This is a genomic window from Photorhabdus tasmaniensis (assembly GCF_011189505.1).
Taxonomy (GTDB): Bacteria; Pseudomonadota; Gammaproteobacteria; order Enterobacterales; family Enterobacteriaceae; genus Photorhabdus; species Photorhabdus tasmaniensis.
The window spans coordinates 1-1,612 of sequence record NZ_PUJU01000142.1; the positions used below are offsets into that span (position 1 = coordinate 1).

General features: G+C 57.9%; 1 pseudogene. It reads left to right on the top strand.

The window, feature by feature from the left end:
• Positions 1-1,612 (top strand): annotated as a pseudogene (locus tag C5471_RS23170) (S-layer family protein); the annotation flags it as partial.

Below are 1,612 nucleotides of genomic sequence, written 5' to 3' on the forward strand. Positions count from 1 at the left end.
TCAACCTGAAAACCCAACGGCTCGACAATCGTCACGGTCAGGTACAAGCGGTGGGCGATACCACGCTTAACGTGCAGGAAAAAACCGACAACACTGGCGGCCTGATGCGAGGGGGTCAGCAACTCACCCTGAACACTGCTCACCTGATTAACCGCGAGACAGCGCACACGGATAACGGCGTGGAAGCCCAAAATCTGACGATAAACGCCCAACTGGCCGATAATACCGGCGGGGCTTTACGGGCGGCTCACCACCTGCAAGCGAACATCAGCCAGACGCTGAATAATACCCAGGGGCTGGTCTCTGCGGGCAAACAGCTCACGGTCAACAGTGAGGCTCAGCAACCGCATCTGGTGATCCTCAATCGACAGGGCACCCTGATTGCCGGGAAACAGGCTGACATTAGCGCCGGAGCCCTGAGTGGTGACGGTCAACTGTTATCACAGGGCGATATGGCGGTCACCTTAACCGAAGATTTTCACCAGACCGGCAACACCGCGGCCAATGGCAATCTGACCCTGAAAACGACCGGCCATATTCTCAATGACCGTCAGATAAAAGCCGGTCAGGCGCTGCATCTTGACGCACAACATCTCACCAATAGCGCGTCAGGCGACATCAGCGCTAAACAAACGCAAATCAACGTCCACGACACAGTAAACAATACCGGGCTGATAGATGGCGACCTGACCCACCTGACAGCCAACACCCTGAACAATACCGGCACCGGGCGTATTTACGGGGACCAGCTCGCCCTCCAGACGGGCACTCTGAATAACACCGCTCAGGACGGCAAAGCCGCCGTGATTGCGGCGCGTGACCGGCTGAATATCGGCACCGGAACGCTCAACAACCAGCATCATGCCCAGATTTACAGCGTGGGCGACATGCATATCGGCGGCCAGTTGGATAACACCCTGACGGCCAACGGTCAGGCGCATAAACTCAATAACCACGCGGCGACGATGGAAGCCGGGAACAACCTGAAGATCCAGGCTGACCAGATCCGCAACACCAACGCCGGTCTGGTCACCCAGGTCGTCGAAACAGAGAAATCGCCGCATCACGATGCGGTACTGAGCGGCCAGACTGCGCGTTACGACTGGTCGCAGGTCGATACGTCGCACCGCAACAAATACGGCGTGCACGATGCCATCATGCCGGATGGCAGCCGCAGTAATGACTTTTATGAATATCAGTACACCCGCACCGTCAGAGAGACCCAGGTCAAACACAGTGACCCCGGTAAAATTCTGGCGGGCGGCAATATCACGCTCAACAGTGCGCAGGTCACCAATCACGACAGCCAGATAGTCGCCGGCGGGGCGCTGACGGGCAATATTGGCGAATTGCACAATATCGCCACGCAGGGCGAACGTATCACCACCGATACCGGCAGCCGGATCCGCTGGTACGCCAAAAAGACCAAACGCTGGCACCGATTCGGCGGCACCAAAACCTCGCAGGGGAAAGATACGCGCGATTATAAACGGGGCCCGGTGACAGAAACGATTGACCTGAACACGCTGGCCTGGCAGGACCATACCCGGCCAGAGGCTGCCGGTATCCCAATAGCGGATCGCCAGACCGGGCAAGTGCAGCAAGCCCCCAC